The sequence below is a fragment of the Synechococcus sp. W60.3 genome (assembly GCF_047502615.1).
Taxonomy (GTDB): Bacteria; Cyanobacteriota; Cyanobacteriia; order Thermostichales; family Thermostichaceae; genus Thermostichus.
The window spans coordinates 124,372-136,908 of the sequence record NZ_JANSHJ010000002.1; the positions used below are offsets into that span (position 1 = coordinate 124,372).

10 protein-coding genes are annotated in these 12,537 nt (G+C 63.8%); 4 read left to right on the forward strand and 6 right to left on the reverse strand.

Annotated features, from left to right (window positions below; all coding sequences use genetic code 11):
* Positions 1–12 precede the first annotated feature (12 nt).
* The 3 genes from NW846_RS01430 to NW846_RS01440 form a co-directional block, all read right to left on the reverse strand.
* Positions 13–600, reverse strand: a complete 588-nt coding sequence (locus tag NW846_RS01430; protein ID WP_228375200.1) for a hypothetical protein — start codon at positions 598–600, stop codon at positions 13–15.
* Positions 601–666: 66 nt separating this feature from the next.
* Entirely contained in the window at positions 667–1,233 is a 567-nt protein-coding gene (locus NW846_RS01435) for an anti-sigma factor family protein (protein ID WP_071813516.1), read from the reverse strand.
* The gene (locus NW846_RS01440) at positions 1,230–1,892 is read right to left on the reverse strand and encodes a sigma-70 family RNA polymerase sigma factor (protein WP_414515154.1); all 663 of its coding nucleotides are present in this window, start codon (positions 1,890–1,892) and stop codon (positions 1,230–1,232) included. The genes NW846_RS01435 and NW846_RS01440 overlap by 4 nt, the downstream gene beginning before the upstream one ends.
* 268 nt (positions 1,893–2,160) lie before the next feature.
* Here NW846_RS01440 and NW846_RS01445 point away from each other — a divergent pair, with 268 nt between their 5' ends.
* From NW846_RS01445 to NW846_RS01460, 4 genes are all read left to right on the forward strand, one after another.
* Entirely contained in the window at positions 2,161–2,886 is a 726-nt protein-coding gene (locus NW846_RS01445) for a Crp/Fnr family transcriptional regulator (RefSeq protein ID WP_099812102.1), read from the forward strand.
* Between the two features lie 29 nt (positions 2,887–2,915).
* Positions 2,916–3,410: a DUF427 domain-containing protein gene (locus tag NW846_RS01450; protein WP_011430337.1), complete on the forward strand. Its 495-nt coding sequence runs from the start codon at positions 2,916–2,918 to the stop codon at positions 3,408–3,410.
* A 65-nt stretch (positions 3,411–3,475) separates the two neighbouring features.
* On the forward strand, positions 3,476–5,497 hold the full coding sequence (locus tag NW846_RS01455; protein ID WP_414346307.1) for an SH3 domain-containing protein: 2,022 nt from the start codon (positions 3,476–3,478) through the stop codon (positions 5,495–5,497).
* Between the two features lie 63 nt (positions 5,498–5,560).
* Complete coding sequence (locus NW846_RS01460) at positions 5,561–6,523, forward strand: energy-coupling factor transporter transmembrane component T family protein (RefSeq protein ID WP_011430339.1); 963 nt, start codon at positions 5,561–5,563, stop codon at positions 6,521–6,523.
* Here NW846_RS01460 and NW846_RS01465 read toward each other — a convergent pair.
* The 3 genes from NW846_RS01465 to NW846_RS01475 form a co-directional block, all read right to left on the reverse strand.
* On the reverse strand, positions 6,461–9,388 hold the full coding sequence (locus NW846_RS01465) for a GAF domain-containing protein (RefSeq protein WP_099812101.1): 2,928 nt from the start codon (positions 9,386–9,388) through the stop codon (positions 6,461–6,463). The genes NW846_RS01460 and NW846_RS01465 overlap by 63 nt on opposite strands.
* Before the next feature lie 156 nt (positions 9,389–9,544).
* The gene (locus NW846_RS01470; protein WP_240527366.1) at positions 9,545–10,165 is read right to left on the reverse strand and encodes an NADPH-dependent FMN reductase; all 621 of its coding nucleotides are present in this window, start codon (positions 10,163–10,165) and stop codon (positions 9,545–9,547) included.
* A gap of 53 nt (positions 10,166–10,218) precedes the next feature.
* On the reverse strand, positions 10,219–12,495 hold the full coding sequence (locus NW846_RS01475) for a fused MFS/spermidine synthase (protein ID WP_011430342.1): 2,277 nt from the start codon (positions 12,493–12,495) through the stop codon (positions 10,219–10,221).
* Between the last annotated feature and the right edge of the window lie 42 nt (positions 12,496–12,537).

The following is a 12,537-nucleotide window of genomic DNA, read 5'->3' on the forward strand; positions in this document are numbered from 1 at the left end:
CTTGGGCCCACCTCAGGGAGAGCTGGCGGCAGAGCGGGCCGGTAGAGGCAGGGCGAAGTTCTCTTGCAACTGCCGCAGCAGCAACAGGTGTTCCAGCGCCAGGCGATCCCGTTCTGTGCGCAACTGGCTCAGTTGGGCCTGAATTTGACGGATATCGGCCTCGTCAGAGTCCCAGGTTTGCAACAGGCGGTAGAGGCGCTCTTGTTGGTTGGCAATCTGCCGGTTCAGGCGGGCCAAGCGGCGGCTGAACTCCCTATCCATTTCCTCGGCCAGCTCGAGGTCGGGCAGCAGAGCCAGGCGATCCCAATGGATGCCCAGGTCGGCCAAGGTGGGGAGGGGCGGATCCAACTCCTTAAGGAGGGGGAAATCGGGAAAAGGCGATAGCTCTATCTCGGGAGAGGCCGGTTGGTTTTGGGCGGGGGTGGAAGCCTGAGAGCCGGCCAGCGGTTGGGTGAGACGGGATCTGGGTGAGGGCAGGTTGGTGGGCTCCAGGGCATGGGGATAAGGACGTGAGTCCTGCGGCGCTGCGAAATGGCTGCCACTGGGGTCAGCCTGGGCCGACAAGGATCCCAGACTAACTAGCCAAAGGCAAACTGCCAAACCGCAAGCTCCGCGAACTGCTTTTTCCACCCTCCACTCCTCAATCTTTCTCAAGCCTGCTCAGAATCATTCCCAGCTCACCTCGTCGCCGAGGTTCGGCGTTGTCTCAAACAAAATTGAGTAGGCATCTTGTTTTTGCCCCGGCTCGAACAGATAGCGCTGGGCAACCCGGGCAGAGGCAGGCACGATGGCCACCCGCACCGGCGGCTCCTCTAGCGACACCAACGGCTGGGGATGCGACCAACGCCAGCCCGCCCAGCCGGCTCCCGCCAAGGCCACCCCAGCCGCTGCCACCCGTCCCCAAGGGGTGCCCCTGCACCGCCGCCAGCTCAGATCGAGCGCCGGCCTGCGGTCCAGCTCCTCGAACACGCGGCTGATCAGCAGCTCTGTTTGGCCAGGATCCAAAGTTGGGGCCTTGAGGTTGGCCAAGCCGGCCTGCAAGGCTGCCAGTTGGCTGTACAGTTGCCGCGCTTGGGGATCGCTGGCCAGCCAGTCTTCCACCTGCCGCGCCTCTTGGGGCGACAATTCCCCATCCAGGTAGGCGCTCAACTGTTCAAAGCGCTCCTCCACCAGCGGCAGTTCTGGCTGGGAGTCCTCGCGGTCGGGGTTAAGGTTGCCGCGAACCATGGTCATTCACCATCGAGGTAGGGTTTTAGGGTGGATTGTAAGCGGGCGCGGGCGCGGGCAATGCGAGACTTAACGGTGCCCAAAGACACTCCTGTGATCTCGGCAATTTCCTCATAAGCCATCCCCTGAATTTCCCGCAGCAGGATTGTCTGGCGAAAGGCCTGCGGCAAGTCGCGGACGGCTTGGTGCAATTGCTCGTAAAACTCGCAGGTGGTGAGGTGCTCATGGGGGCTAGGGCTCTCGCTGGGCAGCTCCCATTCCACCTCACTGTCCCGCATCGAAATCGGGGCATCCAAAGAAAGGGGCTGCTGCTGCCGTTTGCGCTTGCGCAGCTCGTCATAGAACAGGTTGGTGGCAATCCGCCCCAACCAACTGCGAAACTTCGCCGGCTCCTGCAGCCGCTTTAGGTGGCGGTAGGCCCGGATCCAGACTTCCTGGGCCAGGTCGTGCCGGTCAGGCCAGTCGGGGGCCAGGTGGTAGAGCACCTTGTCCACATAGGCCTGGTGACGGCGTATCAGCTCAGCGAAGGCCTCGCGGTGGGGCCGGGATCCCTGCTGGCAGAGCAGCACCAGATCCACGTCAGCGAGCTTTTCGGGCCGCACAGGCACGTCCTTCACCCAGACCGACCAGCGCTGGCCACTGATGTCGCTGAGGGCAGCATCCATAGGTACCCATAGATTATCGAAGGACAACGACGGAGGGATCCCCTCCCAAGCAGAACCTCTGTTAGCTAGACGATAATGGCGCAGTTTGAGTTCCTCCCGCTCGGTCCCCACTCCCCAAACTCAAGGCAGCTGCAAAGGTTCCAGAGGCCGCAGCGGCTACAAGCTCTCGGATTTTGGGGCAGGGGACCCGACCTAGGGCGAACACTCTGCAGGATAGCCCTTGAGCCGGCGACTGGGCTACAGTGGGCTTGCGCTAGGGTCAACCGGCATGAATTCTGATGTCTCTGCTGCCCTCCTCTCCGAGCTCAAGGCGGTGCCGACGCTGGCCCAACTCTCAGCAGCCTCTCTGCAATGGTTGGGATCCCAGGTGAAGCTGCGGGATATTGCGGCAGGACAGGCGCTCTTGATGCAGGATGCCTGGGGCAACGTCGTTTATTTGATCCTCTCTGGCTGGGCCAAGGTGCGGCGGTCTGTGGGGATTCGCACAGCAGAAGGGACACAAGACAGCGCCCAAACCCTGGCTTTGCTCGGGCCGGGCGCTTGGGTGGGGGAAATGGCGGTGCTGGACGAAGCCCCCCGCTCGCGGGATGTGCTGGCCCTGACCCCGCTGCGGGCGGCCGGGATCCCGGCGGCCACCTTCAAGGCGCTGATGCTGCAGGAGCCGCACCTGTGTTATCGCCTGGCTTGCAGCCTCTCCCGCCGCCTGCGCCTGGCCAATTTGCAGGCCGATCTGGATCGACAAAGCCCCCCGCTGCGGGTGGTGCATGCGCTGGTACAACTGGCAGAGGCCTTTGGCGAGAAAACCGAGCAGGGCGTGCGCATTGTTTACCCTCCCCTCCAGGATTTGGCCGATATCAGCCAGGTCAGCCGGGAGGTAGCGGCGGCGGTGCTGGGCCGCCTGCAACAGCAAGGGGTGATTCAGGTGTTGCCGGAGCACCAGTCTCTGCTGCTGGTGCAGTACGCCAAACTGGTAGAGGCCACCCGCCTGCTCTAGGTGCATCCGTCCTGTTTTGGAGACTGCCCATGCGCCCCCGGCCCATCCCGCCCCGGCCCGGACAAGAATCCGTCTGGGACTACCCGCGCCCGCCCCGCCTGGAGCCAACCGCCGAGCGGGTGGAAGTTTTCTTTAATGGCGAGCTCATCGCCCACAGCTGCCGCTGCTACCGCATCCTGGAAACCAGCCACCCGCCCACCTACTACATCCCCCCCGCCGATGTGCGGCTGGAGTATCTCCGCCCCAGCGCCCGCACCTCCTTCTGCGAGTTCAAAGGATCTGCCCGCTACTGGACGGTGCAAGTTGGATCCCAGGTGGCCGTGGATGCCGCCTGGAGCTATCCGGATCCCAGCCCGGAGTTTTGGCCCATCCGCGACCACCTCGCTTTTTATGCGGGCCGCGTGCAGGAGTGCCGGGTGGATGGAGAACGAGTCCGGCCCCAGCCGGGAGATTTCTACGGCGGCTGGATTACCTCCAAGGTCGTAGGCCCCTTCAAGGGGGAGCCGGGGAGCTGGGACTGGTAGGCTCTAGGCAAGAGGGGATCCCTTTTGCCGAGGAAAAGGACTACAGTTAAGTCGATAGGGGTCAGGTGTCCAAAGACGCCTTGACGCGAGCAGGAAAGCAGACAAAAGCCATGACGGTGCGGGTGCCCCTCGACTACTACCGGGTTTTGATGCTGTCACCACGGGCGGACGAGCATCAGATCGAGCAGGCCTACCGAGAGCGGCTCGATCCCAAGCCGGGCGAGCGCTCTTGGCTGCTGGGGTTTTCGCCGCAGGCCGTGGAAGCTCGCGCTCAGCTTATTCAAGAGGCAGCCTCGGTGTTGCTTAACCCAGAGGCGCGACAAAACTACGACGAACACCTGACACCGGCGGATCCCACCCTGACGGTGGAAGAGCCCCTCTTGCCAGGAGTGCTGTGTTTGTATTGCGAAGTCGGAGAGTACCAAGCGGCCTTAGATTTGGCTCAACAGATGCTGGAGCAGGGCCACCCTGCCCGTTCTGACGCCATTTTGGCGCGGGCCATCGCCCGGTTGGAGCTGGGCCGGGAAGCCTGGCAACAGGGATCCTACGAAGAGGCGGCGCGCTCTCTGCAGGCGGGCCTGGCGGAGCTGGAGGAGTATCAGGCTTTTCCGCAGCTGCAAGCAGAGCTCCGCCTTGATCTGGGCAAGCTGCGTCCCTACCGCATTTTGCAGCTCCTCAGCCTTGAGACTAGCGCCCCCGCCCAAATCGGCAAAGAGGCGCTTGCCGATCCTGTCCTGGCGCGGCAGCAAGGGCTTGCCCTCCTGAAAGCCATGCTGGACGAGCGGGGTGGCATTGAAGGAAGTGGGCAGGATGGCTCTGGCCTCAGCACAGAAGATTTCTTGCGCTTCATCCAGCGGGTGCGCCGTCACCTTACTCTCCAAGAACAGCAGGAGCTGTTTGAGCGAGAGGCCGAGCGTCCCTCGCTGGTGGCCGCCTACTTGGCCGTGCAGGTGTTGCTGGCAGCAGGCTATCTGGAAAAACGTCCGGCCTTGGTGCGGCGTGCCCGCGGCTACTTGGCCCGCCTGGCCCAGCGGCAGGATGTCCATCTGGAGCAGGCCATCTGCAGCCTGTTGCTGGGGCAGACCGAGGAGGCGCTTGACCATCTGCGCTCCAGCCAAGAAACAGAGGCCCTGCAGTTTATCGAAGAACACTCCGCCGGCTCCCCTGACCATCTGCCGGGTCTGTGCCGCTTCACAGAAAGGTGGTTTCAAGAGGAGGTGTTCCCAGAGTTTCGCGGCCTGGAAACTGCCCAAGCAACCTTGCAAGCTTACTTCGACAACCCCCAGGTTCAGGCTTACCTGGACGAGATGCCCAGTCGCGAGAGCTCGCCGGCGGGGACGCTATCTCCCCCATCTTTCCACCCCGCACCCCATTTGCCTGCTATGGTGGGTGGCCCACGCCTAACTGAGCAAACACAAGAATCGCCTCGCCCGCCCGCCCCCTTTCCGCGGGGAGGGACAGCGCCTCCTCCAGAGCCCCCGCGTATGTCCGATTTGCCCGCCTACCGGCGCGGCGAGGGGCCGGCCAAGCCCCCCTTCGAGGAAGGGATCCCACACGCCCACGAGTGGGGATCGCAGGAGGTGGAGCGTTACCGCCGCAGCCGCCTGGGATCCCGCCGTGGTCGGGGTGAGCGCCCTGCCATTCCCCTCAGCATCGGCTTGGCCGGAGTGGTCGGCGTGGGCATCCTCTCCCTGCTGGTGATCTGGCAGATGCTGAGGAGCCTGTTCACGCCGCCAGCGCCGCCGCTGGAGCAGCCCCAGGTGCAACTGGAGCAGCCGCCGGTTGCCATCGACGCTCCGGGCCAGCCAGAACCCACGCCTGAGCCTGAATTGACCGGCCCTCTGGCCGAGTGGCGGGGTGTGCGACAGGTGCGGGTGATTGCCAATGAGGGCATTAACATTCGCCAGCAGCCCAGCCTGACTGGGGCTATCGTCGGGGCCGCCCCGCGCCAAGCTTTGCTGCGGGTGGTAGAGGTGCAGGCTGGCGAAGGACAGGTGCCTGTCTGGTTGCGCGTTGAGCGAGAGGGGGCCCCAGGGGGATGGGTCGCTGCCCAATCCGGCTCAACCCGTCTGGTGGAGCGACTCTAAGCCTTTCCTGCTGCCAGCTTCCGTTCTCCTTTTGGGGGATAACCTGTCTCCCGTTTGCCTGCAGTGGATATTCTGCGCAATGCCCCGCTGGGAATCTACCTGGAAGAGCCGCGCACCTGGCTGCACCGCCTCGATCCGCGCGTGAAGCTGGCCTGGCTGCTCAGCTTTCTGCTCAGCCCAATTTTGGCTGGCAATGGCTGGCGCCTGGCCGTGGTGGCGGTTCTGTTGTTCTTGACGGTGGCAGCCCGCCTGCCGCGTCGGGTCTGGTCGGGCCAGCTCTCGCTGGTGTTAGCCCTCAGCCTGCTCACTTTTGGGATCACCAGCTTCGCTCCCGATGGGTTGGGGGTTTTCCCGCAGCCGCAGCGGCAGGACGCGCAGGTGGTGGGCTATGGGCTCATCCCCGGCTATGACGGGGGGGTGGAAGAGGGATCCCGCGCAGCAGCCAAGCGGGCCTGGCGGGAGCAAACCCGTGCCTGGCCGACTCCCTACCGCTACCGCTTGCTGCAGGTTTCCCTAGGGGAGCGAACCTTTCAGGTGTCCCGCCGTTCCCTGTCGGTGGCTTTGCGGCTGGGCACCCTCATCTTTACGCTGCTCTACGCCACCAATTTGTTTTTGCTGACCACAGCCCCAGAAGAGATCACAGAGGGGATCGGCCACCTGGTGCAGCCTCTAAAACGCTGGGGATGGCCAGTTGCGGAGGTGATCCTCACTCTCACCTTGGCGCTGCGCTTTCTGCCGCTGGTGATGGAGGAGGTGCAAAACCTGGTGCGGGCGGTGCGCACCCGCGATGTCCGCTGGGGATCCCTCAGCTTCCGGGGCGGGATCCAAACCCTGCTGGCTCTGGTGGAGCGCTTTTTTGAAAACCTGCTCCTGCGGGCAGAGCAGACAGCCATGGCCATGCAGGCGCGTGGGCTGACCGGCCCCGACCACCCCTTGCGCTGGCACCGCCTACACCTGCGGCAGCTAGATCGCGGGGCGCTGGCCCTGCTGCCCCTGTTTTGGCTGCTGAGGGCCTTGTCCCCCTGAGGCTACGGCCGGGGGACGCAGTTCCTTGCCAGCCAGCGGCAGGAGCAGCCGGGCAACGGAGCGCCCATCCCCAGAGGAATAGAAGGAGAGCTGCCCTCCCATCCGCTGCAGTAGCCGTTGGCACAGGCCAAGTTCCAGGCCGGGGCTCGCCGAGAGCGGCGATTGGAAGAGGGGATCGGCGTAGATGACCTGTTGCGGATCCCATTGCAAGGCCGTCAGCAGGTGGGGATCGAAGCTGCCCTGATCCACCACCAGCAGCTCTGCATAGCCCTCTGTGGCTTGGCTCCACAGATCCAGCCGCCCCCCCTCCGGGCTGCGCAAGGCAGCGGCCAGCAGCACTTCCCAGAGGATCATCTCCAATCGCCCGACATCGCCCTGGACGACGAGGCTGAGGTCGCCGTGGGCGCGCGGCCACAGCTTGCGTTTTTGGGTCAGGCCCTCCACCCGGCGCAGGCTTTTGCGCACCAAGGTTGCTAGGGGCACCGACAGCAACTGCGGCTGCACCTGCCACGTTTCCGTCTGCAACAGCGGCTCGGCGAAGACGGCCAGATCCCGCAGCTCCCTGCCGATTTCCACCACCTTTTGCCAGCGGGTGGCCTCATCTCCCCGGATGCCCGGCACTTGGCCAAGACGGCGCAGGCCGTCCAGCAGGGCATTTTGCAGATCCAGCAGGCGGCGGTGCTTGTACCAATTCAACTCGCTGAGCACCTCCTGCCGCTCCTGCAAAGTTTGCACCCAAAGCAAGCGCCGCAGCGTCCAGCCACAGGTTTGGGCCATCAACGTCACAGCCGCCTGCTCCTCTGCCTCCCAGACTCTGTCCGCCTCTGCTCCCAGGATCAAAACCCCCAGGGGCTCCGGCAGCGAGGGATCCGTCTCCCCCAAGGGCACCAGCAGCCAGGATCCCAGGCCCACCGAGTTTAACCAGGCGCGGCTGGCAGCCGGGATCTGGTCTTGGGCAAGCGGGAGGGGACCCCTCGCCTGCAGCGCAGCGGCCAGCAAGGGATCCTGCCGATTGATCTCAGTGGGGCCGCTGGGGCAGAACTCGGGGGCAGCGGCAAAGGGCGGCTGCAAGCAGGCCCGGCTCTCCCCCGGCTGCCAACTGACCACCAGCGCCAAAGGGATCTGGAGGAGTTGGGCCGCCTGTTGGGCGATGGTGGCGTAGAGAGCCTCAGGGGTGGCCAGGTTTTGCAAAGTCAGACAAGTGGCGATCAGGCCGCTGAGCAAGTGCTCTTGCCGTTCCTGCCGTTGCTGAGACCGAAGTTGCCGCAGGAGCAATCCCACTTGTTGGGCAGTCCCGCGCAGCAGTTGCCGTTCTTCTCGGCTCCAAGCCCTTGGCCGCGGGTGGAGCACTAGGATCAGCCCTTCGGGGGTGGCAGTGCCGCTGGCGCCGGTATGAGTCAGCATGAGGGAGCGCACCCCCAAAGGGGCCAGTTCTTGCCGCCAGGAGAGCAGGCGCAGATCCTGGTCGTAGTTTTCCGCCGCCACCACCTCGCTGCGCAGCAGATCCTGCCAGTCTTGCTCGCTTAAGGAGCTGAACTGCGGCGGCAGAGCCTGCTTGCCCTCGCTGCGGTACTCGGAGAAGAGGCGGGGGTTCGGCCTATCGGGATCCACTGTCAGGACGGCCACCGCACTGGCTTGCAGACGCTGGCCCAGGCCGACGACGGCTTGCTGGAGAGCCTGCGGCAGCTCCGCCGGGTTGTAAAGCGAACGGCCCACCTGCTGCACAAACTCTTGCTCGTCGGCCAACTGGCGGATGCGGCGATCCAGATTTTCCAGGGGGGCGGCTAAGGCCAGCCCATTGGCGGCGGCGGCCACCAACTGGCGCTCCACAGCTTGCCAGGTGCGGGGCACATCCGATTGCACCCAAATGAACCCCAGCAGATCTTTCTCCAGCAAGATGGGGGCGGCCAAGGCCGCCTGGGCCCGCAACTGCTGCATCAGCTTGAGGGGGATCTCGGAGCGGGTCGTCCCTGTGCCGCCTACCACCACCTGGCCATCGGCGAGGGTGTAGTACATATCTCCCAACTCCCGCAGCGAAAGGCCGCCATCTCCTGGCGACGCTGCTCCTGCTTTGGCCTCTTTGGACATGGGGGCAGGAGTAGGTGGCTGGCTGGGTCTAGAGGCGCTTCCATGGGGAACAAACCGCCCCCGGCTGCGCTCGTGCCAGTACACCTGGATATGGACGGCGCCCAGGCAAGTCTGCAGCTCCTGCCTCACCAGGCTGACCCGTTCCTGCAGGGATCCCGCCTGGCATATCGCCGTTCCCAGCCTCAGGAGCGAATCCTCAAGGCGTTTTTCGCTCTGCTGCCTCCAGGCATTTTCCAGCTCCTGCAAAGAGGCGGCCAACTGGCCCAGCAAAATCCCCAGGAGCGCTTTCTCTTCCTCGCGGGTGGTAACCCCCCACATCTGGGATCCCAGCATCAGGATCCCCAGGCAGCGCCGCCGCCCTGCTGCTGAAAAGGGGTAGATGAAGCAGCCTTGGATCCCGCCCAGGCGCCTGGCTTCCCGCTGCCAAAGGCCCATGCGCGGCTCCTGGGAAAGATCGGGCACGCTGATGGGCCGCTGCTCGATCACCACCTGCTCCAAGATCTCCCCCGGCTGCAGGGGATGCACCCCTCGCAAGAGAGTTGGCTCCTCCACAAGGCTAAACCCTCCCTGACCCAGCAACTGGTGATTTTGATAGTCATAAAAGGCCAGCCAGATCAGCGGCGCCCCAAACACCGCCTTGACATACTCCAGCGTGAGCTGAATGAGGGCATTGGCATCGCTCTGCTCCCGCATCTGTTGCAAGGTTGCCTGTAGGGCAACTAGGGGAGAGATGGCCCCAGCTCCACTGGAAGAATAGGGGGAAGGAGGTTGAACCATGGCCCGACGTGGGTTATGCAGGTTTCTGCAGAGGGAAAGCGGCCGCAGCTTTCTCTTGGCTCACCTTAGCCATGCCGTTACTTGGGCGTCAGCCCCTCTCCCAGGAAAGGGGAAGCCCCTCTTGAAAATGGGGCTGCTGGGCAACCTAGGCCCTTTTCAAGGAGCTGGGAGCCGGGACCCGCGCAGTTTGGAGGTGTTGGTGACCAAGCTCTGCACAAAGCGTTGCAAGCGCTGGCGTAGGTTTTCGTCCTTGAGGTTGCCCTGCTCATCGAAGGCGCTCCAAGCCCGACCAATGGCAATCTGCTCCGGGATCGCCCAGCCATGCACCCACCGCACAATTAAACGCATCTGGTTGAGGGTATTGCTGTTGCTCTCACCGCCCAAAACGCTGATCAGCCCGAAGACCTTGCCCTCTAAGTGTTCAAAGCTCAAGAGATCGAGAGCATTCTTCAGGCTGCCGCTGATGCCGCCGTGGTACTCAGGGCTAGCCAGGATGATCCCATCGGCCCGCTTCATTGTTGCCCGCAAAACCTCCACGTCGGGATAGTCCGGGTAGGATTCCGAACCATCGGCAAAGGGCAACTTCATTTGCCGCAGGTCGAGGATGTGCAAGAGAAGCCTCAACCTCTCAAACTCGCGCCGCACCACCTCTAGCGCCTGATAAGTCAAAGAATTGGGCCGCAAGCTGCCGCCGATGGCCACGAAACAAGCTCCAGAGGCTTCAGCCATGACGGCTTGCCAATCGACAGTAGGGGCTTGCAGGGTTGAAGGAGACATAAGCCAGGCTCCTGAGCAGACATTAGTTATGCTTCAAACAATCATAACTCATACTAAATCTGCATTGTAAAGATTTCTTTAGCCGTCTTGCTGAATAAGGCTGACGCATTGCCGAAGCGTCGCGCAGCGATAACAGCCGGATTCTGCTTCGGAGCTGGGATCTGGATATCTCCCAGCAGGGGAAGCTGGGGCCAGCGGATTACATGTAGCAGGTTGGAAAAATCATCTCGCCAGAGGGGATCCCCAGCTTGGGGCAAAAGGGGCTGCCAGGGATCCCAGTCTTGCCGGCCACCAGGGCTTTTGGCCATCAGCACCCAGTGGGAAGGGGCTAGCCCTGCCCGGCGCTGGGCGGCGGTGAGCTCTTCATGGGCTTGCTGCCAGGCGGGAAGCCGCAATGCTCTTGCCAAGGCGGCCAGCACTGGCGCCAAGTCCAGGTGGCGGTTGGTGATGTTAAAGAGCAGCCAGCCCTGGGGCTTGAGCTTGCGGAGGTAGAGGGTCAGGGCCTCCTGGGTAAGCAGATGCACCGGCACGGCGTCGGAGCTGAAGGCATCTATCACCATCAGGTCGTAGCTGCCATCGGGGATCCCTTGCAGGCGGAGCCGGGCATCGCCCAAGATCACCCGCACCTGCGCCCGCCGGCTGGCCCAATCGAGATAGGGGAAGTAGCGGCCCGCCCAGTCGGCCACGGTGGGATCCAACTCGAAAAACGTCCACTCATCCCCTGGCTCGGCGTAGGCGGCCAAGGTGCCGATCCCCAGCCCCAGCACCGCCACCTGGGCCGGAGAAGAGGGCGGCTGCGCCCGCCACCGCTGGAACACCTGACCCACCGGCCCCTCGCGGGAAAAATAGGTGAGCGGCTCCAGGGCCTTTTGGGGATCCAGGTTTTGGCTGCCGTGCAGGGTGGTGCCGTGGAGCAGGCTGCGGAAGGATCCGTCCTCAGCGTGGTATTCCACAATCCGGTGGAGGCCAAAGGCGCTGCGCTCCTCGGCCACCACCTGGAGCCCCGGCGGCAGCCAGGTTTGTCCTAGCAGCAACACTAGACCCATCCCTGTTCCCACCCAGCGCCTTCTGCTGCCTTCTCCTACAGACCCCAGAAGGGCCATCCCCAGAGCCAAGCCCCCAGCGGCTCCAAGGCGAAAGAGCGCCTGAGGACGAAAGCCCAACAGCAACAAAGGCAAGAGCAACCCCAGCCCTAGCGACAGGCCCAGCCGCCCTCCCCGTGCCGCTAAGGCCGCCAGCGACACCCCCAAGAGCAGGGGGTACTCCAGTAAGGTCTCAAACATCTGCGGCGCCAGCAAAGCGGAGAACAGCCCTCCCAAGCTGCCTCCCACAGCCAGCCACAGGTAAAACTGCGTCAACTGCTGGGCGGGTGGACGGGATCTGGCCAACTGACTGTGACAGGCCCAGCTCACCAGGCCAAAAGCCCCCAGATGTAGCGGCAACACCCAAAACCAAGGTCTCGCCCAGCCCAGAACCTGGGCCCCTAGCGCTCCACAGGCCAGCAGAGCCGTTGTCCCTAAAGCCAAGTCATTGGGGTAGAGGCCGCCGAAGGCCAGTATGAAGGTCATGAGGTAAAGGCTCAGGGGAACGGCCCACAGCAGGGGCACCGCCGCCACGTCGGTGGTCAAGAGGGTGGTGGCCGCCACCAACAGGCCCGCCGGCAAAAAGGCCCAGCCGGCCCAGCGCCAACGCTCCCGCCAGGAGACGGGGGGGATCTCCTCCACGGGATCTCCCCTCGGGAAAGTCACCTCCCGCCCGTTCAGCATGAGCCCCACCCCACCCAGCAGCACCAGCGCTGCGACCAGAGCGTAGGATCCCGTCCACAGGTGGGTTTGCCCCGACAGAGACAACCGCGGCTCCAAGAGCAGGGGATAGCCCAGCAGCCCCGCTAGGCTGCCGGCATTGCTGGCCACGTAGAGCCCGTAGGGATCCCTTTTCGCCTCTCCCAGCGCCCGCTGCAGCAACGGCGTCGTCCCCGACAGGAGAAGCAAGGGTACTCCCGCCCTTGCTGTCAAGTCAGCCAACAGAGCTAGGGAAGGGAAAACCCCTTCCAGTTGGCCAGGGATCCCAAACTGAAAGGGCAAAAACTTCAGCCCCGCCAGCAGGAGGATCCCGTGCAGCAGCACGCCCCAGCCGGGAGCGAGCCCTCGCCCCAGCCGGTCTGCCCACAGGTAGCCCAGCAGCAAAGCGAGCTGGAAAAAGACCAGGCAGGTATTCCAAACCAGGGGGGATCCCCCCCAGAGCGGCAGCAGCAATTTGCCCACCAACAACTGCCCCCAAAAAAGGCAAAAGGCGCTGCCGAACAACGTGAGGCCAACCAGCAAAACCACAGCCGTGCCCCCAACCCCTGGCTGTCAGTTCTAAGAAGCTTG

Excerpts from the sequence above, each read along its gene's own strand:
- NW846_RS01465 (WP_099812101.1), bottom strand. The coding sequence starts at position 9,388 with ATGGTTCAACCTCCTTCCCCCTATTCTTCCAGTGGAGCTGGGGCCATC.
- NW846_RS01435 (WP_071813516.1), bottom strand. The coding sequence starts at position 1,233 with ATGACCATGGTTCGCGGCAACCTTAACCCCGACCGCGAGGACTCCCAG.
- NW846_RS01445 (WP_099812102.1), top strand. The coding sequence starts at position 2,161 with ATGAATTCTGATGTCTCTGCTGCCCTCCTCTCCGAGCTCAAGGCGGTG.
- NW846_RS01450 (WP_011430337.1), top strand. The coding sequence starts at position 2,916 with ATGCGCCCCCGGCCCATCCCGCCCCGGCCCGGACAAGAATCCGTCTGG.
- NW846_RS01470 (WP_240527366.1), bottom strand. The coding sequence starts at position 10,165 with ATGTCTCCTTCAACCCTGCAAGCCCCTACTGTCGATTGGCAAGCCGTC.
- NW846_RS01440 (WP_414515154.1), bottom strand. The coding sequence starts at position 1,892 with ATGGATGCTGCCCTCAGCGACATCAGTGGCCAGCGCTGGTCGGTCTGG.